A 21,642-nucleotide genomic window follows, 5' to 3' on the forward strand; every position below is an offset into this window, starting at 1 on the left:
TGGGTTAATTATTTCGAAACTCGCAATATTACTTCTCTTACTATAATGAAAAATGTCAGTTTTTTCAATCAAATGCATTAAAAAAGCTCAGGCAGCCTCGCTGCCTGAGCCTTTCTTTCCCCCTCCCGGCTGGTAAGACCGGATGTTTTGCAACTCTTTTATGATTTATTCAACGCTTGATCTTTTAATGAACGGCGCAGAATTTTTCCTGTCGTATTTTTCGGTAGATCGTCAAGGACTTCAAAATGCTTTGGCACTTTGTATTTCGCTAAGTGCTCTGCACAATACGCGCGAAGCTCTTCTATCGTCACCGAAGAATCTTTTAACACGACGTAAGCATTCACTTCTTCACCGAAATTCGGATCCGGCAAACCAACGACTGCCGCTTCTGAAACGCCCGGATGTGCAAATAGCACTTCTTCGACTTCACGCGGATAGACGTTATAGCCTCCAACAATAATCATGTCTTTTTTACGGTCAACAATATAGAAATAGCCTTCTTCATCGACTTTAGCTAAGTCGCCAGTGTAAAGCCAGCCATCCCGAAGCGCCGCATTCGTCTCTTCCGGCATTTTGTAATAGCCTTTCATGACGTTAGGGCCGCGGACAATCAATTCGCCGACTTCGCCTACAGCGACTTCTTCTCCCAATTCATCGACCACTTTGTTTTCTACATTGACAATGGACGTTCCGATCGAACCGGCTTTACGTTCGCGGTCAACCGGATTGAAGCACGTAACCGGCGAAGCTTCTGATAAACCGTAACCTTCCGATACACGGACATTGAACTTCTCTTCAAAATTATGGAGCAATGCTACCGGCAATGCAGATCCTCCTGAAATCGCGAGGCGAACGGTTTCAAAATCAGCCGTTTGCGCTTCCGGGAATTGATACATGAAATTGAACATCGTCGGTACCCCGGCAAACACGGTTGCTTTCTGGGACTTGATCGCATCAAATACATCTTTCGGATTGAAGCGCGGAATGAGAATAATGGTCGCGCCTTGGATCAACGGTGCATTGACCACAACCGTCAAAGCAAAGACGTGGAATACAGGCAAAGTTGCAATAATCCGGTCTTCCTGTCCGATTTGCAGGTAAGCTCCGGTATCACGGGCATTGGAATACAAATTGCCGTGCGTCAGCATTGCACCTTTCGGTTTGCCTGTTGTTCCAGACGTATACAAAATGACAGCGTTATCATCAGTTTGCACATCAGCCGACTGTTCAATCGGATTGGCTTTGGAGAGAATCTCCGAGAAAGCCGCCACTTTCTGCCCGATCTCTTTCGGCAGTTCTGCCAATTTTGCAGCTGTTGCAGCATCGGTCTCGCAAATGACGAAGGTCTCCACTTTCGGAAGCGCCATATGTGCTTTTTCAACAAGCGGCAATAAGGCATCCAGTGCAATAACCACTTTCGCATCACTGTCTTTCACTATGTAAGCGATTTCATCAGGAGCGTAAATCGGATTGATTGGCACTGCTGTTGCCCCGAGTCGCATCGTCGCATATAAAGAGATGAGGAAATGCGGAGAGTTGCCCAGCAAAAATGCAACATGGTCCCCTTTTTCTACTCCCAGTTCTTTAAGGGCGCCGGCGAATTTAGAAACCGATTGATCGAATTCCCCGTACGATGTATCTTTCCCCATAAAATGATACGCCGCTTTGTTTGGATCTTGCAGTGAAATTTCATGAACACGTTTGCTTAAATTCATTTTCCATCCCTCTTTCGTGTTGAATGAACAGTCATTCATTATTTACACTATATCATTATAGAATAAATCTTCTGACAATACAACAAGCATCGTATTTCACGATGCTTGTAAATGGGCGATATAGCGCCACCGTATTAAATAGAAATAAAGGACTTGAGCAATTGTGAACCCTGTAAGCACTAGAATCATTTCTCCTAGAATCGAAAGCTCAGCAAATTCATCCCAGACAACTTGGAGCGAGATAAAAGCGAAAGTGCTGTGCAATAAAGCGACGACCCATGGCAGGAAAAACTGCGGAATGAGCTGGCGGTTGACGATTCTACCAAGCTCTTTCTCCGTCATTCCCAAACGGACCAATAGGAGATATTGCTTCCGGTCCCGTTCGAGACCTGTATACAATTTGAAGTAAATGAAACTGCCTGCTGCCAATAAGAAAACCGCAGCAACCATCACGCCGATAAATAGCAATATAGCAAAAGAGGATTTGAACCAACGGTAATCTTCTCCCGGATTCTCAAAAAAGAAATTCAGTCCGCTGAAATCTTCCTGTTCCACCGCTCTTTCAATTTGAGCGGTTAAATCCGAACCGATGGCTACCGTTTCTTCCCACGATGGAATGTCGAATGCGTAATAAGTAAACGTCGATTCCCCGTCGGCATAGCCTTGAAGCGGTTCGTCGATCGCTGCATAATCGAGGTCATTCACGACAATGCTATTAAAGTTGACCGTATGGACCGGAAAAAGAATATGCGGATAGACTTGATCGATCGACAGCTCAACTCCGCTTTCCATCAATTCCGTTTGAACTTGGCTTTTCCCCAATTCTTTCAAGGATTCTTTCGAATAAGGGATAAAAAGCGCTTCGCCCCGGTCCGGATACGCAGGTTCAAAACCAAGTGCTGCCGCCAGACGATTAAATTCGGACATGCGGATGATGTCCACGTCATTGCCGGTAAATGTAGAAGTCTGTCTTTTGACCACTAAAGGAACAAGATCGTAAGCCAGTTCCTTTTCTTCCAGTTCAGCAGTCAATCCCTCAATATGTTGCAGTTCTTTGCTATTGCCGTCAAACGAAATATAAACCAGCCCGAGCGGATTTGATTCCCGGTAATCGCCTGTATAAGACATAAATGAAGCGAGTGTCCCGACGGTTAGAAAAGCCACAGTCGAAACGATGGTCACGATGAAAAACATCTGTGCGCTGTCTTTCAGTTTGACAGAAGCTTCTGCAAGTGAAACCAACCGGGTCTTATGCCAGTAAACCCCTTTTCGCCGTTTATAAAAATTCAGCAGCGAATGGACGGAATGCGTAAAGAAGAGATACGTCCCTAAAGTGGCCAGCGGCGGAATGATCAGCACCATTGTATAGACGGTCTCGTCCGTCACGACAGAAGCAAGCACATATGAAATCCCCAACAGCAAAAATCCTAAAAAAGACAGCCAGCGTGATGCATTCGTGATTTCATCCACTTTCCAGTAGCCTTGCAGCAAATCCAAAATCCCTTTCGTCCGGATAAACGCTACACTGATCACCGAAATGATGATGAAAAGGCTCGCAAATGCCCCAATGGTTAGGGCAAATGGCTGCCATGATACATACAGCGGCAGCGATTCAAGTTCCATGATTTCACGGCCGATCATAAAGAAAAACTTTGAAAACGCAAAACCGAAAGCGATTCCGGCCACGGTTGAAACCGAGCCGAGAATCATCGTTTCAAAGAAGATCAACTTATTTAGCTGCTTTTTGGTCATCCCTAAATGCATAAGAATTCCGAACTCCTTCGACCGTGCCTGCAAAAAAGCACTCATCGAATAAAACAGGAAAAACAGCGTGAAAATATAAAGTACAACTTCCGCTATGAACATTCCCCGGACAGCCAGCACCTGCAAGCCATCTTCTTCAAATAATGGATGAAAAATAAACATCGAATAGACGAAGAACACCATCACCGAAACAACGCTTGCGAGGAAAAAAGCAGCATAGCTTCTTCGGTTGCGGAAAACATTATGGTAGGCGAGTTGCCGAAAGGTCATTGACATTTCCTCCAAGCAAGGATAGCACGTTCAAAATCCTTTGATAGAATGTCTGGCGCCGTTCATCGCCGTAAATTTCATTGAAAAATTCACCGTCTTTGATAAACAGCACCCGGTCGCAATAGCTTGCAGCAATCGGATCATGTGTCACCATGACAATCGTGGCGCCTTCATTGGCACTGACTCTCGACAAAAGATCCAGGACGTCTTTGGAAGCTTTGGAATCCAAATTCCCCGTCGGCTCATCCGCTAAGATGATGGCTGGCTTATGGATCAAAGCGCGCCCAATTGCCGTACGCTGGGCTTCCCCGCCTGAAATTTCATTCGGCCGTTTATGCAAGATCGAAGTCAGGTCCAGGCGCTTCGCCAATTCCAGAACCCGTGTGGCCATATCATTGACCGGAACATAGTCGAGCGTCAGTGGCAGCACCAGGTTTTCTTCCACTGTCAGCATCTGCAGCAAGTTAAAGTCTTGAAAGATAAAGCCCAATTTCCGTCTGCGAAATAAAGCCAATTCATTTTTATCCAATCGATGGGGATTGATGCCATCGATCAGGATTTCCCCTGCCGTTAAGGAATCAATCGTAGAGATTAAATTCAGCAAGGTGGTTTTCCCGCTTCCGGATGGCCCCATCACAGCTAGAAATTCGCCTTTTTCCACTTCGAAGCTTAGCTGATTGAGGGCTCTATGCGTCACTTTTCCTTCATAGACTTTCGTCACTTCGTCGATTTTCAATAGCGGCATTGCCTTCTCCTCCTGTTGCTGTATCTTCGTTGTCAAATAAGACAGATACCGTCGTGCCTTCTCCTTTTACTGAGGAAATGGAGAACTGGTGGCCAAGCTTTCCACAAACTTCTTTTGCCAAATACAGGCCCATGCCTGTAGATTCTCCTGTTTTCCGGCCGTTCTCTCCTGTAAAGAAAGCTTTTGTGATGCGCGGCAAGTCCGATGATGGAATTCCGATTCCTTCATCCCGGATGGTCAAAAGAAGATGCCCTTCCTGGCATTTGGCTTGAATATAAACTTTCTTGTTCGGTTCAAATGTATATTTAATCGCATTTGTTAAAAATTGGCCCAAAATGAACTTCATCCATTTCCGGTCGGTCGTTACGGTAAAGCTGTCATCCACATCAATTTCCGGGTAAACCCTCTTTGAAATGAACAGCCGCTTGTTTTCGGTGACGATTTCGGAGACAAGCCCGCGCAAATGCACTTGTTCAATTTGCATATCGTCTTCAAACGTATCAAGGCGGGCATTCATCAGCACGGTATCTAATCCTGCCTTTAAACGGTCCATCTCTTCCTGGACACTGCTTTTATCCAATTCCTTTTCTTCCTGCAAGAGAAGCTGCATGACGGATAACGGAGTTTTCATCTGATGCACCCACTGGTTCATAAACTGAAGATGGCGTTTTTCAGCTGCATATAAAGCTTGGGCTTCGTGCTGATACACGCGGTACAGCTCATGCATGTATTTTTCGCTTTGCAGCTGTTCCGGCGACCGGCCTTCACGCTGGATGGCGTGCTCCATTTTATCCGGCACGGAGAGAATCTTGTGATAGAAGCGGTATCGTTTCGCAAAACGGGCCGCTAAAAAAGTGATGACCAACAAGGTACTGATAACAAACGAATAAATGGCAGTATCCACGTTCCGGAAACCATCGAGCCAATAAAGGGCCATGATGAAGGCAACAAGCACTGCCTGGAACACGATAAAAGCTGCATGCTCTTTAAAGAACAGACGGAACATTACAGCTCCTCCTCATTCAAGAGCAGGCGGTAGCCGGATCCCCGCACCGTTTCAATTGAAGATTTCACTTCATAATCCGCCAGTTTCTTGCGGACACGCGTCATATTGACGTTCAATGTGTTTTCATCTACAAAAGCCTGGTCATCCCAGAGCTCTTCAAGCAATTGCTCCCGCGTAACCACTTTCGGGAACTGTGCAATCAACAATTCCATAATCGTGCATTCTTTTTTCTGAAGCGGGATCACAATGGATTTCACATGCAATTCCATCCGCTCTAAAAACAATTCAATGCGCCCGGCTTTAACGGAACGCTCTTCTTGTTTTGGCGCATATTCGCCATAAGCTCTGCGCAAATGGCTTCTTATTTTTGCAAGGACGATTTCATAATGAAAAGGTTTCGTGATGAAATCGTCTCCGCCATTTTCCAAAGCAAATACTTGATCCATTTCTCCAGAACGTGCGGAGATGAAGAGGATGGGGCATGTGGATTTTTGGCGAAGTTGACGGCACCAGTAGTAGCCGTCATAAGAAGGCAGATTGATATCCAACAAAACCATATGGGGATCAAATGCTTCGAACTCTTCCAAGATGCGGTCAAAATCTTTCGCAGTCTCCACTTCATAATGATATTTGCGAAGTGTTTCCGCTAATAACGCCGCAATTTTCAAATCGTCTTCTACGATTAAAATTCGTTGGGCTGCCATTCTGATTCCCCCTTTCCGTTTTATTTCCATTTTAACAAAAGAGCCTGCTTAAAAGCAGGCTCTTCATGAATTCTTAATAAATTAATTTCAAAAACTCTTCTTTCGTAATGCCGCCTAGATATTTTGGAATATCAAATCCACTGATGGCTTCGTCTAATGAAGCTCGTTCGTATTTAACGCCTGTGATTGCTTGTTCGATTTCCTCGACATCACCGACACCGAAAAAGTCGCCATAAATATTGGCAGCTTGGACTGTCCCGTTTTCAACTTGCAAACGAACATCGATGCCGCCGACCGGGAACCGGTGCGAATGCTTCATATTGAATTTTGGAGATTTTCCGTAATTCCAATCCCAGTTGCCGTAGCGTTCTGCAGATAAGGCACGGATGTTTTCCCAATCTTCATCCGTCAATTCCCAGTACTTCACATTTTCTTCGCCTTCAAAAAGGGAATTTAAGATAGCAGCCCGGAATTCAGTGACAGACATCGGCTCTTGCAGGAATTCAGAAATGTTCGCTACTCGGCTGCGGATTGATTTGATGCCTTTTGATTCGATTTTTTCTTTGCTGACTTTTAAAGCCGATACGACAGCATCAACTTCTGTATCGAACATTAATGTTCCGTGGCTGAACATGCGGCCTCTCGTAGAAAACTGGGCATTTCCTGAAATTTTGCGTCCTGCCACCATCAAGTCATTGCGCCCTGAAAGCTCTGCATCCACCCCAAGCGACTGAAGCGCTTGCACAACCGGCTCCGTGAACTTGCGGAAGTTGCGGAAGCTATTGCCGTCATCCACTGTGATGAAACTGTAATTCAAGTTGCCAAGATCGTGGTAAACCGCGCCACCGCCGGACAAGCGGCGAACTACATGGATGCCATTCGAATCGACATAATCGGTATTGATCTCCTCAGAAGTGTTTTGGTTTTTCCCGATGATGATCGAAGGTTCGTTAATGTAGAACAGCAAGAACGAATCTTTCTCTACGTCCATTGTCTTTAATAGATACTCTTCAATTGCCAAGTTAATGCGCGGGTCTGTAATGCCTTTATTGTCTACGAAATACATAATCTCTCTCCTTTAACTTCTCTACTTTGTATAGTTTAACGGATAATTTAAAAAATTTCATGGTTTAGGGTTGACGAATCAAAACTGTTATAATACAATTCAATAAACCATAACAGTACTATAACAAAGGAGCTGGAATGAATGATTGAGAACGTAGTCGAATTTTTCAAGAACTTGCCGCCGAAACAATGCGTAACATGTGGAGAAAAGATTGAAGAACAGCACGAATGCTACGGAAGCAAATGTGATTCCTGCAACGAGTTATAGGTAGAAAAGCGGAAGCGGGCGTTCAGCTCCGGCAGACTTAAGATGAACTTCCGAAGCGGCATGTTTTTGCCGCACAGGAAGAGCAGCTTAAGACCGAGGAGCTGCCCGCTGGAGTCTGGACACCGAAATGCGGAAGCGGCTGGTCAGCTCCGACAGGCATAAGACAGAACAGCGAAGTGGCGCTCTTTGCCGCACAGCTGGGCTGGCTTATGACCCGAGGAGCTAGCCGCTGGAGTCTGGACACCGAAATGCGGAAGCGCCGTGTAGATTCGAAAAGCATAAGACAGAACAGCGAACGTAATAAAGAACACACAAAAAAGGCAAGCGCCCAAATTGGGTGCTTGCCTTTTTGCTGCATCAATGGCCGGAATGTTCATCCATATCCATCTTATCCATTCCCTCAGAATCATCGCTGCTATCTGGAACGATAGAAGCTGGATCCGGATCGCCGACCGTGATTTCCTGTTTCGGCATTACGTGTAGGCGGCGGGCTGTGGTATGGGCTTGCATATAATACAAGCCTTCTTCTTCAAAAACGGTTTCTGCTTCATAGATTCCGTTTTCTGTATGTTCAGCTTCAATCATTTCACTGTTGTCGCGGTCACCGGATTGCCAAACTTCATAGACGACTTCGTCTGCGTCTTCTACCGTTTCGCTTCCTTGTGTAACAGTCACAGATAATGTGACTTCTTCCGCCACTTCCGCTTCCTGTGGTGTCGTGATTTCCACTTCTACAATTTGGGTTGAATCCCCGGCACCAGCTGAATCGTCGTCATTCGATCCGCAAGCTGCCAGTAATAATATCGGCATGCCGAGCCATAATAATTTCTTCATGCTCTTACCTCCGCATTCATTTCTTCGACTGGAATCGCTTGATGGCTTCCAGTGCTGCTGCCTGCCCTTGCTGGGCGCAAGCGGGCATGCCGCCTCCTTCAAAAGAACTGCCAATCAATTGAACCATCGGGAATGCTTTTTCCAAGTCTTGTTTGGCTGCTTGGGTGCGGGCCTCGTGGCCAACTTGATATTGCGGCATTGAATTATTCCAGCGGGTGACAATCGTAAAGTCAGGTTCCCCGGAAATCGGAATCGCTTTCCGCAAATCTTCCAGCACCATTCTTTCTATTTCCCGGTCTGATAAATCGACTACTGCTTCGTCCCCTGTCCGTCCGACAAATGCTTTAAAAAGCATCTTGCCGGCAGGAACATGGGCTGGCCATTTTGTATGCATGGCCAAACATTTTGTAATGGTGAACTCACTGTTTCTGGAAACCACAAATCCCATGCCATCTGCGGCAGAAGAATCAATGGCCTCTCTCGAAAAGGCCACTGAAACAGTAGCCACTGAAGTTGATGGCATTTCTTTCAAATTCCCCAATAAGCCAAACGATTCAAATAGAGGCTGGATTTTTTCATGGGGAAGCGCAAAAATCACTTCATCCACTAGAAGATCCGAATCATTATTCAAATGGAGAAGCGCTTTGTCCTGCTCGCGCCGAATTTTATCGACTTTCACACCTTTGAGGATAGTGCAATCCGATAAAGCACTTTCTAAAGCATCGATCAATGTTTGCATACCATTCTCGAATGTTTGAAAGATCCCTTCACTCGTTGTTGTAAAGGAGTCCACGTTCAGAGAATTGTCTTTTTTCACGCCTGCAATTAAGCTGCGATGTTTTTGCTCAATTTGATAGAAAGCCGGAAATGTGGAAGCTAGGCTCATGCGGTCGATGTTTCCACCGTACAGGCCGGAGAAAATCGGTTCGATTAAATTCTCCACCAATTCTTTTCCGAAACGGCGGCGCATGAATTTGCCAAGCGGCTGGTCAGCGGATTCGGCAGATTTCGGCATGACTAAGTCAGCCGCCGCACGAAATTTCCCGCTCCACGAAGATAAATGCGAGGCGATAAATGGCCCCCATTCCGTAGGGACGCCCATGACGGACCCTTTCGGAATAGGATGCAATTGATCTTCAACCATGACAAAGCTTTCGCCTGCTCCACTGGCTATCAACTTATGTTCAATTCCTAATTCTTTAGCCAAATCATTAATATTTTCTGTGCGGGAAAGAAACGAGTCTGGCCCACGCTCAATTACAAAACCGTCTCTATGAAGCGTCTGGATTTTCCCGCCTAAGCGATGCACCGCTTCAATAATTGTGAGATCCAACGAAATGCCTTGCTCTTTCGCTTGTTTTTGTAAATAGTATGCAGCAGACAGGCCCGAAATTCCTCCGCCCACGACTGCTGCTTTCAGCGTCCGCTCTGTCACGTTTCAGATTCACTCCCGATTCAATTATTATTCTGCCAGTTTTTTCAATACCACATCTGTAAGGCCATCGATGAATAATGGCTGGACGTTCGGCATTTCTGGACGGTGGTAAGTTGCGCCGATTTCATCGCATACCACTTTACATTCATAGTCATTGTCGAATAATACTTCTAAATGGTCCGCTACAAAGCCGACTGGCGTATAAACAAACGACGTATAGCCTTTTTGTTCGTATAATTCGCGAGTCAGATCCTGCACGTCCGGACCGATCCAAGGTTCTGGTGTTTGGCCGGCACTTTGCCAACCTACTTCAACATTTTCCACGCCTGCCGCTTCAGCAATCAAAGCTGCTGTTTCTTTCAATTGATCCGGATAAGGATCGCCATTTGCAATGATTTTCTCAGGCAATGAATGTGCAGAAACGATCAAGCAAGATTTTGCACGTTCTTCTTCTGACATTCCAGCGAAAGTTGCACTTACTTTTTCGCTCCAATATTGGATGAATTTCGGCTCAGTGTACCAGCTTTCCACTGACACTAACTCAATTCCTGCTTTTTCAGCAGCTTCTGCTGCACGGCCATTGTACGACTTTACAGAAAATGTAGAGAAATGCGGTGCAAGGACAATCGATACAGCTTCTTTGATGCCGTCGCGTGCCATTGCTGCTACTCCGTCTTCTACGAATGGTTCAATATGTTTTAATCCAAGGTAAACTTTAAAGTCGATTTCATCTTGCACTTCGTTCAAACGAGCGCCTAAAGCATCTGCCTGGTCTTGTGTGATTTTCGCAAGCGGAGACAATCCACCGATTGCTTTATAGCGGCTGCGCAAATCTTCCAAGCTTTCTTCGCTTGGTTTGCGGCCATGGCGAATATGCGTGTAATAACGTTCAATATCCGCTTCTTCGTATGGTGTACCATAAGCCATTACCAATAATCCCATTGTCTTTTTCAATTTAATCACCTCATAAGAAATTTTTGCTTCAATTAATTATTTGCTTTATAGGCAGCACTGTATTCATGCACAAATGCCGTTAAACGCTTTAAAGTATCCGGCTGTACTTCCGGGAATACCCCGTGCCCTAGGTTGAAGATATGGCCGTCTTGCTGCAAGCCCATATCCAAAATCTTTTTGGCGCGTTCTTCAATTACCGGCCAATCAGCCAACAAGAATGAAGGGTCGAAGTTCCCTTGCAAGGTTTTCGTCAATCCCATTGCGCGTGCTTCAGAAATCGGCAATCTCCAATCGAGGCCAACCACATCTACTGGCAGGTCGTGCCATTCTTTCGCCAAGTGGCTCGCACCAACGCCAAAAATCGTCAAAGGTACGCCTTCTGTCCGAAGTTCTGCAAAGATCCGATCCATGACCGGCTTAATGAAAATGCGGTAATCTTCCACATTCAAAGCCCCTACCCATGAATCGAAAATTTGAACAGCTTTTGCTCCCGCTTTTACTTGCGCTTTTACGTAAGGGATGATGGTATCTGCCAATTTATCCATTAATGCAAACCACATTTCAGGCTCAGATGCCATCATCGCTTTTGTTTTGTTATAGCTTTTCGATGGGCCGCCTTCAATCATATAGCTCGCTAAAGTAAATGGCGCGCCTGAAAATCCGATAAGCGGCACATTCAATTTTTCTTGCGTCAAAATACGGATGGTCTCTAGAACGAAATCTACGTCCTGCTCCGGGTTGATTTCGCCGAGGCGCTGAATATCTGCCATTGTACGGATCGGGTTATCGATAACCGGACCAACTCCAGCTTTGATTTCAACGTCTACACCGATTGCCGGCAGCGGCGTCACGATGTCTTTGTAAAGAATCGCTGCATCCACATTGTATTGATCGACAGGAAGCTTTGTCACATAGGCGCAAAGCTCTGGCTGATGCGTAATTTGTTCAAGTGAGTATTTCTCTTTAATTTTGCGGTATTCCGGCTGTGAACGGCCAGCTTGGCGCATATACCATACTGGTGTATGTTCCGTTTTTTCTCCGCGGGCAGCTCTTAAGTACGTGTCGTTAAATGCTGTCATGTTTTTATTCATCCCTTCAATCTTATCTTCCACTGCGTTCTATTTCATTATCCGTATTTACTATAGACGCTCCGCTTCCTATTGTATAGATTCCTTAAGGAAATGTCATAAATTAGACTCTTCTCGCTTCACAGCTTGTACATAAAGCGTTTTATGTTTTTAGATAAGGGAAGAATAAGATTAGAATATAGAATGAGGAGGTATTTTGGATGAATTTATTTATGACCACAGGAACTTATGAATTCATGAAGAACATGAGAGAAAAGCACCCGCAGGAAACAATGGTGCTGATGCAAGGGGAGAATACGACTTTGCTGCTCCATGAAACGGAAGGGAAAACTATTTTCCAGACGCCGCGGCGTTATGAAGTAGTGGATGGAACCGGCACGTTTAAAGAAAAAGGCTTTTTCGTTATGAACCATATTCCGGTGACAGACGAAGGCCGTCCGATTTTTGAACATCGTTTTAAAAACCGGGCTGGCGCGATCGAAAATGAACCCGGCTATGTCGCATTCCGTGTCCTGCGCCCTACTGATTCGGATACGTACGTCGTGTTGACGGAATGGGAGTCTCCTGCTTTCTTTGAAAAATGGAAAGAATCACAAGCTTTTTCAAAAGCGCATGATAAACCGGCGGATGCTCCGGCCGAAAAACGGCAGAATATCTTTTCAGGCTCTTCCTATATCAAAACCTATAAAGCAAAGCCGCAAGACGATTAATCAAGTGAGCCTCATTCTTTGAGGTTCCCCACATACATACACGACTGGAGGAAACTAAATGGTTTTTGTTTACTTTGTCCTAGCTGCAATTGTAACTGTAATCGCTTCGATTAAATTATCGCAATACGCAGATGTCATCAGCGAGAAAACTGCGATGGGCGGAATGATGGTAGGTACTTTGCTTCTTGCAGGAGCGACTTCCCTTCCTGAAGTTTCGACAAGCTTTTCTGCTGCAGCCATCGGCAATGCCGACATCGCAGTCGGCAATATGATCGGCTCCAATTTATTTAATTTATTTATCCTGGCATCTTTTGATTTCCTGCTGCGCCGCAGACGGATTTTGGAACGAGCCAGCAAAGACCATTTGTATACGGCATTTCTCGGCTTGTTACTGACTGTACTCGTCATTCTTTCTTTATGGCTGCGAATCGATATTTCCTTCCTCGGAATCGGGTTGGATGCATTAATTATCGCCATCGCTTATATTGTCGGTATGGTCGTCATCAATAAGCTTCAATCACAAGATGCTTCTATAGAAGAAGCGGCAGTTTCAGAACAAGAGCCGAATAACCCAAGCGGCGACTTATCGGCAAAAGCCGCTGTTATCCGATTCATCCTTGCCGCCTTGGTCGTTCTTGGAACCGGTACTGCCCTTTCAATCACAGGAGATGAAATTGCGGTCATTACCGGAATCGGCTCCAGCTTTATCGGCAGTTTTCTGATTGCCGCCACCACTTCATTGCCGGAAGCCATTTCTGTATTCGTCGCGTTGCGGTTGAATAATGTCAATATGGCAGTCGGCGCAATTTTGGGAAGCAATATTTTCAACATGATTATTTTAGCGATTTCCGATCCCGTATATACAGCCGGCCCTATCCTATCAGCAGTTTCCGGGGCGCATATGATTATCGCACTCGGCGTATTGGCTATGTCACTTTTGACCATTTACGCTTTGACTCAGAAGAAAACATTGTCCAGCACGGTTTATTCGGTTCCTTCTATCTTAATGGTGATTATTTACTTTGTGGCCACTTTCCTGAATTTCAACTATTAAAGAGAGAGCCTTGTGCTCTCTCTTTTTCCGTTCAGTACAACTTTAGATTGCTGGTCTTCCTTATATTCCCATCCGTTCTGTCCGATTTAATATGCTATGATTATAGTAGAACAATTTCGACTATTGAAGGGAGATTCAGAAATGCTTGAAAAACTATATAAACAACTAGAAGAACGCTATCCAGAAATGGTGGAGATCCGCCGCTATTTGCATATGAATCCGGAACCTTCCTTCCACGAATCCAAAACCGCTGCCTATATCCGCAATTATTATGAACAATTAGGGATCGAAGTAAAACACGGAGTTGGCGGCAACGGTGTAGTAGCCACCATTCGAGGTGCAAAACCTGGAAAAACTGTGGCTTTGCGCGCAGATTTTGATGCCCTGCCCATTCAGGATTTGAAAGAAAACGTCCCTTATAAATCACAAGTGCCGGGTGTAATGCATGCCTGCGGCCACGATGGCCATACGGCAACTTTATTGGTTCTTGGAAAAACACTCCATGAAATGCGCAACGAACTGAAAGGCACTTATCGATTAATTCATCAGCATGCGGAAGAGCTCGCTCCAGGAGGCGCGAAACCGATGATTGAAGCGGGTGTTTTAGAAGGCGTCGATGTCATTTTTGGTACACATCTCTGGTCAACGACCCCGTACGGCCGCATCGACTACCGTATTGGGCCGGTTATGGCGGCAGCGGATAGCTTCACGATAAAAGTACAGGGCCGCGGCGGCCATGGCGCGATGCCGCATGAAACAAAAGATGCCGTGGTCATTGGCTCACAAATCGTCAACAACCTCCAACAGCTTGTGGCTCGCCGTGTGGATCCGCTTGAGTCGGCAGTCTTATCCGTCACTTCATTTGTAGCGGAAAATCCTTATAATATCATCGCAGACCATGCTGTCCTTTCCGGAACGGTGCGGACCTTTACGGAAGAAACACGATTGCTGATGGAAAAAGAGATGCAGCGCGTGGTGGATGGAACGAATATCGCCACCGATAGCCATAGTGATTTCACTTTTTCTAGAGGCTATCCTGCTGTCGTCAACCACGAAGCAGAGACGATGTATGTAAAGAAAATCGCTGAAGCCGTTCCAGGAGTCAATGAAGTCTATAATTGCCCTCCGCAAATGGGAGGCGAAGATTTCGCTTATTACCTGCAGGAAATTCCCGGCACCTTTTTCTTTACCGGCGCGATGCCGGACGGCGCTGTCTACCCGCATCATCATCCGAAATTCGATTTTAAAGAAGAAGCAATGCTTTTGGCTGCCAAAACGTTAGGGTCAGCCGCGTTGAATTTCCACGAATAAAAAAGGGTTGTCCCCAGAAATTTATGGGACAACCCTTTTTTCATTCTTTCTTCTTCGCAAAAGCTAAAGTGATAGAGGAAACAACTAGAACTGCAGCAAATGCGATCAACGCTACGATAAATTCTCCTGCTATCAGCAAAACGATAGCCACAAGCACCGCTTGGATGCTTTGAAGAATCAACACCAGTTTTCCGACCGCCTGCTCTCGGCTGAATGTCGTCAATGGGAATAAATTATCCATGCGGAAATGCTGTTTCTGATTTAAACCCTGCCAAATTTGGATACTGGAAGCAAATGCTAAGGCAGCGATAAAAATGACAATGGCCGTTGGAAACGGGATCAGCCAAGCCCCTGCCATCGAAATGACCGTCAAGCGAAGCCATAAATAAAACAATTCATCCGATCGGATAAAAGTCCGTAAAATCAAATAGAAATGCGCGTTTTGCGGCCCATTTTTAACCAAACGGTAAATCCAGTTTAGCCAAGCCCGCTCTTTCACTTTTCCTTTGATATGTGGGACGTCCGTAAAGTAATTCGCAAATTGATAGAACCGCAGCATCCGGTTTTCTTCAAGCCGGATGAAATGCTCGTAAGGAAAAGCTTTTCCAGTCGCTTGCCCCTTCACCCATCTGCCGTAGACAATCATGGCAAACAAAAATAATACGGCAATCAGCAAATTGCCGATTACGTAAAAATAGACAAAGAGCAGCACGAAAACAAAACGGACCAGCCGGTCAAGCCAGGCGTCTCTTCCCGCTTTCGCTTTACGGAACGAAAATTCAGTTTGGATGTTCCACCATTTGATCAGCAAAAGCAATATCGGCAATCCGATCAATAAAGACGACGGCAAACCGTATAACGCATTGACCATCGGCAGTGACACGATAAACGCAATCACCGGCAAATACAATTGCGAGAAAAACGACCATTTCAGCGCCGGTTTCAAAAATTCATCCAGTTTGCTTTCAAGCGGCAAAAAGTACACCATATCCGCTTCCTTCAATAGAGTCGAAGGTGCACTGAATGCCAGTAATAAGGCAAAAACAAAAGCCATGAGCCATGCACCGGGGAAATCCGGCGGCACGTTCTGCACCCATTCGCTATAAGCATAGCCAGCCGCGCCGATAGCGAAAAGAAGCACAACCGCGATATGGCCTGTGAAAATATATTTTAAATAATTTTGGACTTCCCGCATGTATTTTTGAAGCCGGTTATCCCATACCTCATGCAAGTTCTTCATTGACAGCATCCTCAGTCATCGCAATATATAAATCATCTAATGAAGCATCCGGCATATCAAATGCTTTCCGCAGATCCGTCATAGTTCCAACCGCCCGAATGCGGCCATTGTGCAAGAGAATGATGCGGTCGCAATAGCGTTCAGCCGTAGATAGGATATGCGTCGACATGAGAACAGAAGCCCCTTTTTTCTTTTGCTTCTCCATTTGGTCGAGCAATGATTTGATGCCGAGCGGGTCAAGCCCGACAAACGGTTCGTCAATAATGTACAAGGCCGGGTCCACTAAGAACGCGCTCATGATCATGACTTTCTGGCGCATCCCTTTTGAGAAATGGGAAGGAAACCATTTCAAGCGTTTCTCCATCCGGAATTCCTTCAATAGTTCAGCTGAACGTTTTTCAAAACGCGCCGGCTCGATATTATAGGCCATGGCCGTCAGTTCCAAATGTTCGCGCAGCGTCAATTCTTCGTATAGAACCGGCGTTTCTGGGATATAGGAAAAGGATGAACGATAAGCATCCATATCTTCTTCAAACTTTTTGCCGTTCAAGCGGATTTCTCCTGATTTCGGTTCCATCAATCCAATGATATGCTTGATCGTCGTACTTTTCCCGGCTCCATTTAAGCCGATTAAGCCAACCAATTCCCCTTTTTTAATCGAAAATGTCACATCTTGCAAAACGGGTTTGCGTGTATAGCCCCCGGTCAGCGACTGGACTTCCAAAATTGCCAATCTCAACACCTCTTTCTTTCCACTATTGTATCAAATCTCCTGAATGATTTCTTTTGAGAGAAATGAAATATGTTAAACTGATTAAAATGGAAAGGATGATGACAATGACAAATTGTATTTTCTGCAAAATTATTGCCGGAGAAATCCCGAGCGTGAAGGTTTATGAAGACGAGCATGTTTATGCTTTTATGGACATCATGCCGCTATCCAAAGGCCACACGCTCTTAATTCCAAAAACGCATCGTGAATTTGTATACGACATGACGCCGGAAGAAGCTTCGAACCTCTTCAGTGTCGCACCGAAAATTGCCGCAGCCATCAAAGAGATATTTGAACCGGAAGGCATGAACTTATTAAACAATAACGGCGCTAAAGCAGGCCAAAGCGTTTTCCATTTCCACCTCCACTTCATTCCCCGCTACGGCGAGACGGACGGCTTCGGCGCAAAATGGATGACGAAAGAAAAAGAATTCACAACTGAGCGGATTCAGGAACTAGCGGAACAGGTAAAGGAAAAATTGGCTTAAATGCTTGCTTTCGCACCTTATACAGGATAGAATCAGGATAAGTTTTTTCGCCGGCGGCCACGAGGGCACGTGCGGGAAAAAGCAAAAAAAGAGTCGAGCTGAGGAGAGATGAGAAATGAATACGAAGAATTTAGTTTTAATGGCCTTATTGGTCAGTGTAGGGGCTGCACTTTATGTGATCATCCCAGGGTTTAGCGGAGGCATGAAACCTGATTTCATGTTGACGATGATGTTTATCGGAATCCTATTATTCCCGAATGTTAAATCTGTATTTTTGCTTGCCATAACTACAGGCGTGATTTCTGGACTGTTTTCAACTTTCCCAGGAGGATTTGTTCCGAATATCCTTGATAAATTCATTACGGCATTTGTCTTTTTGGCATTTGTTCTAATCTTAAAGAAAATCGTACAAAAATTGCCGGTAGCCATCGCCCTTTGTGCGGGAGGCACGGTATTGTCAGGAACCGTCTTCCTGTCATCTGCCATCTTCATCATCGGTGCAGATATTCCTTTCGGAATTCTCTTCACTACAGTGGTGCTGCCTGCAATGCTGCTGAACGGTGTCGCTTTCGCATTTATTTATCCGATTGTCCTTACTTTAGTAAGACGTTCGAAATTCGAAACAGCTGTCACTCAATCAGCATAATCCAAAGCTTTTCAAGGACATTCTCCTTGAAAAGCTTTTTTTCATTGAATCCCCATTCACCTTTATGTTTTAATTAAGTAAAATAGAGGAAAAGAACGGTATAGATGAAAGGGGCGTTTGCCGATGAAAGCATCGACATTTTTTTTAGGGCTTGCAACAGGGTTAGCAGCCGGAGCTGCAGCCACATTATTTTCAACACCACAATCGGGGAAAGAACTTCGCACTTCTGTAAAAACAACGTCTTCCGATTGGAAAGAGAAACTTGCAGATGTTAAAGAAAAAGTGAACGGATTGAAAGAATCCATCGCCACATTATCGGCGGAAGCCAAAACCCAATTTCCAGCAGCAGCGGATGGCTTAAAAGCTTCGATGGAAAACTGGCAAGAAGGAACAGCACCTGCCAAAGAACATTTACAACTTGAAATTTTAGCTATTCAAAATTCGATTGAGGAATTGCAGAATGCTATTACAAAAGATAAAAAAGACAATAAAGGGAAAGACGACAGCTCTGATCACGATTCAGATGATAGGGACGACAAGTGAAACTGCCATTTGGCAGTTTTTTTATTGTCCGGAAATTGCTTGTCTAAAGGCATCGACTTCTTATAAGCTTTTTGAACTGTGCGGCAAAAAACGCCGCTTCGGCTGCCTGTCTTATGCCTGTCAGAGCTTAACGGGCACTTCCACTTTTTTATTGTCCAGTTCCAGTGCCCAGCTCTTCGGGTCATAAGCCAATCAGCCTGTGCGGCAAAAATCGCCGCTTCGGCTGCCTGTCTTATGCCTGTCAGAGCTTAACGGGCACTTCCACTTTTTTATTTGGAAATTTTTTTATTATTCGCACTTTAATAAGGTTTGCTTTATTGCTATAATAAAGAAAAATCTTTCTGGGGGAAAGTTGGTGCTGAAATGAATGAACGCGAATACACGATGAAAGAGGCTATGTTGTTTAGCCAGCGCATTGGGCAATTATCGAAAGCCTTGTGGAAAGCTGTTGAAAAAGATTGGCAATTGTGGATAAAACCTTATGACTTGAATATTAATGAACACCACATTTTATGGATTTCTTACCATTTAAAAGGGGCTTCTATTTCGGACGTTGCTAAATTCGGGGTTATGCATGTGTCCACCGCCTTTAACTTTTCAAAAAAATTAGAAGAACGTGAGCTTCTCGCTTTTTCAAAACGCGATACCGACAAACGCAATACATATGTCGAATTGACGCCAAAAGGTGAAGAACTGATGCAGGAGATGATCGAACGGTACCATGACACTCCCCACTCCGTTATTGATGGTTCCTTGCCGATTCGAAATCTTTACGGGAAATTCCCGGAGTTTTTGGATATCATGGCCTTGATCCGCAATATTTACGGCGATGATTTCATGGAGATTTTTGAAGCTTCCTTTAAAAATATCGAGAACAAATTCAATGAAGAAAATCATGTGATTGAAGCAATCGAAAAGCAGTGAAAACGCTGTCTAAAATTTAATATGAATCTGTCTTGCTTTTATCGCTAAATCATTGTATTGTATGTATCGACTCAAAAGAGCAATCTACTTTTAGGAGATGCAAATAATGCATTGCTGGAAAACCATCAATTTAAAAAAACAATACGGACTCGATCGTGTTTATATGCTTTCTGCACTAATGGGGCTTGGCGTTTTCATGAGCTTTTACATCGTGTTGAACATCCTATATCCTGATCCTCTGTCCGACCAGAATTTCTTCTTTTTCATCTTGGCGATTTTAGCCGTTTATCCGCTTCATAAGGCATTTCACTTTTTGCCTTTGGTCGGCTGCCGTAAATGCATCAAATTGGTTGTGAAAAAAAGCTTTAAGGTTTTTCCGATGTTTTCCTTGCATATTAAAGAACCTGTTTCCAAGAAACGTTTTTTATTCACTTTGCTAAGCCCGTTCTTATTGATCAATGCGATCATTATTATTCTTAGTATCTCAATGCCTGTATATAGCCATTATTTTGCCATGCTGCTCGCTTATCATTGCGGCTTGTGCTTAACGGACTTGATCTATCTCCGGAATCTGGCGCATTCACCAAAAGACGCTTTAATCGAGGAAACGGAAACCGGATATGAAATCCTAGTTCCGGAAGCAATAGTCTAATCCTGTTTTTTCCTCTCGTCTTTGTTATACTAATAGCTAAGTATAGAGGGGAGGAAATCCATGATAGTCGCATTTGTAGTAATGTTTTCCGTATTTTACTTGTTCCAGATCAACCGAATGACCTTAGCTCTTGTTACGTCTAGGGAAATTCCTGAAGAAAACCATCAGAAAATTTTCCGTACAATCAATATATTAATTACCATCTTATTGGTATCATTATATGTAGGCGTAGAATTTACTCCATAAGTTCATTTGCCCTAGGCATTTGGGCTTTTTCTTTTGACATAGAAACTTTTTGATTTTTAAAACGTTTATGTTATAGTAACTAACGGCATCAAGATAGAAAGTTGGGAGCGAATAATTATGAAGAAATCACTATTAACATTGTCTTTAGCCGCATCCGTTTTAGTACTAGGCGCATGCAGCGATAACGGTTCTGAAGGAGAAGTTGTTGTCTCTTCTAAAGTTGGCGATATCACAGAAAACGAGTTATACAATGAAATGAAAACTTCTGTCGGCGATCAAGCAGTTCAAGTCCTCATGATCGAAAAAGTACTTTCTGACAAGTACGAAGTGACGGACAAAGAAGTCGACGCAGAATACAAAAAATCTGAAGAGCAGCTAGGCGAAAGCTTTGAACAGTTCCTTCAGCAAAACAATCAAACAGAAGATAGCTACCGCAAAGTCATCCGTTTGAACCTATTGCAGGAAAAAGCATTGACTGACGGTGTAGACGTGACAGACGAAGAAATCCAAGCACAATATGAGCGCCAAGGAACTGAACTGAATGCGCGCCATATCCTTGTAGCAGATGAAGAAACAGCGAACAAAGTGAAAAAAGAATTGGATGAAGGCGGCGACTTCGCTAAATTAGCTGAAGAGTACTCAACAGATCCAGGATCTGCAGCAAACGGCGGCAGCCTTGACTGGTTCGGAACTGGCGCGATGGTTCCTGAATTTGAAGATGCGGCTTATGCTTTAGAAGTAGAAGAAATCAGTGCACCTGTTCAATCACAGCATGGTTTCCACATCATTCAAGTAATGGAAAAACGCCAAGTGGAAGATCAGCCTGCTCTTGAAGACCAAAAAGACCAAATCCGCAAAGAATTGGCTGTTGGAAAAGCAGACCAAGAAGCGTTGATCCCTAAAATCGCGAAAATGATGGAAGATGCAGACATCGATATCAAAGATGAAGACCTTAAAGGTGCCTTCGACGATATCATGAACGCGGAAGCTCCAACTGAAGAGGCTCCAACTGAAGAAACACCGGCTGAATAAGTCTATGAAGAAAGCCCTTTGCCTAGTCGGCAAAGGGCTTTCTTTTTATGGTTCTACACTAAATGTTGGGGTGTTCACACAATTCAACCCAAAAAAAGGCACGCAATCTCCAATTTCTTTTATACTTGAAATGTCGAGTAACAAGTAAAAAAGAGGAGACGCGTGCACATGAATTT

The 21,642-nt window shown here is 44.5% G+C and carries 23 protein-coding genes; 11 read left to right on the forward strand and 12 right to left on the reverse strand.

Features of this window, described 5'->3' with window-relative positions; genetic code table 11:
* Window positions 1–158 precede the first annotated feature (158 nt).
* The 6 genes from NFU07_RS16015 to lplA all read right to left on the reverse strand — a co-directional run bounded on the left by NFU07_RS16015 (window position 159) and on the right by lplA (window position 7,270).
* Complete coding sequence (locus NFU07_RS16015) at window positions 159–1,715, reverse strand: fatty acid--CoA ligase family protein (protein ID WP_251479916.1); 1,557 nt, start codon at window positions 1,713–1,715, stop codon at window positions 159–161.
* 96 nt (window positions 1,716–1,811) lie between these two features.
* Complete coding sequence (locus NFU07_RS16020; protein ID WP_235198669.1) at window positions 1,812–3,749, reverse strand: FtsX-like permease family protein; 1,938 nt, start codon at window positions 3,747–3,749, stop codon at window positions 1,812–1,814.
* Window positions 3,721–4,494 (reverse strand): ABC transporter ATP-binding protein, encoded by a 774-nt coding sequence (locus NFU07_RS16025; protein ID WP_251479919.1) that lies wholly within the window; start codon window positions 4,492–4,494, stop codon window positions 3,721–3,723. Before NFU07_RS16025 ends, NFU07_RS16020 begins: the two co-directional genes overlap by 29 nt.
* Window positions 4,454–5,500, reverse strand: a complete 1,047-nt coding sequence (locus NFU07_RS16030) for a sensor histidine kinase (protein ID WP_251479922.1) — start codon at window positions 5,498–5,500, stop codon at window positions 4,454–4,456. Before NFU07_RS16030 ends, NFU07_RS16025 begins: the two co-directional genes overlap by 41 nt.
* Entirely contained in the window at window positions 5,500–6,204 is a 705-nt protein-coding gene (locus tag NFU07_RS16035; protein WP_251479925.1) for a response regulator transcription factor, read from the reverse strand. Before NFU07_RS16035 ends, NFU07_RS16030 begins: the two co-directional genes overlap by 1 nt.
* 73 nt (window positions 6,205–6,277) lie before the next feature.
* Window positions 6,278–7,270 (reverse strand): lipoate--protein ligase, encoded by a 993-nt coding sequence (gene lplA, locus NFU07_RS16040; RefSeq protein WP_251479928.1) that lies wholly within the window; start codon window positions 7,268–7,270, stop codon window positions 6,278–6,280.
* Window positions 7,271–7,411: 141 nt separating this feature from the next.
* On the opposite strand from lplA, the gene yhfH reads away from it, so the two are divergent.
* Complete coding sequence (gene yhfH, locus NFU07_RS16045; RefSeq protein WP_251479931.1) at window positions 7,412–7,537, forward strand: protein YhfH; 126 nt, start codon at window positions 7,412–7,414, stop codon at window positions 7,535–7,537.
* Window positions 7,538–7,894: 357 nt separating this feature from the next.
* On the opposite strand, the gene NFU07_RS16050 is transcribed toward yhfH, so the two are convergent.
* From NFU07_RS16050 to hemE, 4 genes are read right to left on the reverse strand one after another with little or no spacing between them, the layout of a single operon-like run.
* On the reverse strand, window positions 7,895–8,371 hold the full coding sequence (locus NFU07_RS16050) for a FixH family protein (protein ID WP_251479934.1): 477 nt from the start codon (window positions 8,369–8,371) through the stop codon (window positions 7,895–7,897).
* Window positions 8,372–8,387: 16 nt separating this feature from the next.
* Window positions 8,388–9,806, reverse strand: coding sequence for a protoporphyrinogen oxidase (gene hemY / locus NFU07_RS16055; protein WP_251479936.1), 1,419 nt, complete (start codon window positions 9,804–9,806; stop codon window positions 8,388–8,390).
* Between the two features lie 27 nt (window positions 9,807–9,833).
* Window positions 9,834–10,748 (reverse strand): ferrochelatase, encoded by a 915-nt coding sequence (gene hemH, locus NFU07_RS16060; protein ID WP_251479968.1) that lies wholly within the window; start codon window positions 10,746–10,748, stop codon window positions 9,834–9,836.
* 44 nt (window positions 10,749–10,792) lie between these two features.
* A complete protein-coding gene (hemE, locus tag NFU07_RS16065) occupies window positions 10,793–11,839 on the reverse strand; it encodes a uroporphyrinogen decarboxylase (RefSeq protein WP_251479940.1) in 1,047 nt (348 codons plus the stop codon).
* A gap of 209 nt (window positions 11,840–12,048) precedes the next feature.
* Between hemE and NFU07_RS16070 the strand changes: the two genes are divergently transcribed.
* The 3 genes from NFU07_RS16070 to NFU07_RS16080 all read left to right on the forward strand — a co-directional run bounded on the left by NFU07_RS16070 (window position 12,049) and on the right by NFU07_RS16080 (window position 14,923).
* Complete coding sequence (locus tag NFU07_RS16070; protein ID WP_251479944.1) at window positions 12,049–12,558, forward strand: antibiotic biosynthesis monooxygenase family protein; 510 nt, start codon at window positions 12,049–12,051, stop codon at window positions 12,556–12,558.
* A gap of 58 nt (window positions 12,559–12,616) precedes the next feature.
* Entirely contained in the window at window positions 12,617–13,612 is a 996-nt protein-coding gene (locus NFU07_RS16075; protein WP_235198663.1) for a sodium:calcium antiporter, read from the forward strand.
* 141 nt (window positions 13,613–13,753) lie between these two features.
* Entirely contained in the window at window positions 13,754–14,923 is a 1,170-nt protein-coding gene (locus NFU07_RS16080; RefSeq protein ID WP_251479947.1) for a M20 family metallopeptidase, read from the forward strand.
* A gap of 40 nt (window positions 14,924–14,963) precedes the next feature.
* On the opposite strand, the gene NFU07_RS16085 is transcribed toward NFU07_RS16080, so the two are convergent.
* On the reverse strand, window positions 14,964–16,163 hold the full coding sequence (locus tag NFU07_RS16085) for an ABC transporter permease (RefSeq protein ID WP_251479951.1): 1,200 nt from the start codon (window positions 16,161–16,163) through the stop codon (window positions 14,964–14,966).
* Window positions 16,147–16,896 (reverse strand): ABC transporter ATP-binding protein, encoded by a 750-nt coding sequence (locus NFU07_RS16090; protein WP_251479955.1) that lies wholly within the window; start codon window positions 16,894–16,896, stop codon window positions 16,147–16,149. The genes NFU07_RS16085 and NFU07_RS16090 overlap by 17 nt, the downstream gene beginning before the upstream one ends.
* Before the next feature lie 104 nt (window positions 16,897–17,000).
* Here NFU07_RS16090 and NFU07_RS16095 point away from each other — a divergent pair, with 104 nt between their 5' ends.
* From NFU07_RS16095 to NFU07_RS16125, 7 genes are all read left to right on the forward strand, one after another.
* Complete coding sequence (locus NFU07_RS16095; RefSeq protein WP_251479956.1) at window positions 17,001–17,423, forward strand: HIT family protein; 423 nt, start codon at window positions 17,001–17,003, stop codon at window positions 17,421–17,423.
* A gap of 115 nt (window positions 17,424–17,538) precedes the next feature.
* Window positions 17,539–18,069, forward strand: coding sequence for a tryptophan transporter (locus tag NFU07_RS16100; RefSeq protein ID WP_251479957.1), 531 nt, complete (start codon window positions 17,539–17,541; stop codon window positions 18,067–18,069).
* Between the two features lie 123 nt (window positions 18,070–18,192).
* Window positions 18,193–18,612, forward strand: a complete 420-nt coding sequence (locus tag NFU07_RS16105; RefSeq protein ID WP_251479958.1) for a YtxH domain-containing protein — start codon at window positions 18,193–18,195, stop codon at window positions 18,610–18,612.
* 363 nt (window positions 18,613–18,975) lie between these two features.
* Window positions 18,976–19,536 (forward strand): HTH-type transcriptional regulator Hpr, encoded by a 561-nt coding sequence (locus NFU07_RS16110; RefSeq protein ID WP_235198658.1) that lies wholly within the window; start codon window positions 18,976–18,978, stop codon window positions 19,534–19,536.
* Between the two features lie 106 nt (window positions 19,537–19,642).
* The gene (locus tag NFU07_RS16115; RefSeq protein ID WP_251479959.1) at window positions 19,643–20,188 is read left to right on the forward strand and encodes a DUF3267 domain-containing protein; all 546 of its coding nucleotides are present in this window, start codon (window positions 19,643–19,645) and stop codon (window positions 20,186–20,188) included.
* Window positions 20,189–20,248: 60 nt separating this feature from the next.
* On the forward strand, window positions 20,249–20,434 hold the full coding sequence (locus NFU07_RS16120) for a hypothetical protein (protein ID WP_235198656.1): 186 nt from the start codon (window positions 20,249–20,251) through the stop codon (window positions 20,432–20,434).
* Between the two features lie 117 nt (window positions 20,435–20,551).
* Window positions 20,552–21,466 carry a peptidylprolyl isomerase gene (locus tag NFU07_RS16125; RefSeq protein ID WP_235198655.1) on the forward strand — a complete coding sequence of 305 codons (915 nt, stop codon included), beginning with the start codon at window positions 20,552–20,554 and terminating at the stop codon, window positions 21,464–21,466.
* The last annotated feature ends 176 nt before the right edge of the window (window positions 21,467–21,642 follow it).

Origin of the sequence: Planococcus sp. NCCP-2050, from assembly GCF_023708025.1 — a bacterium.
GTDB lineage: Bacteria > Bacillota > Bacilli > Bacillales_A > Planococcaceae > Planococcus.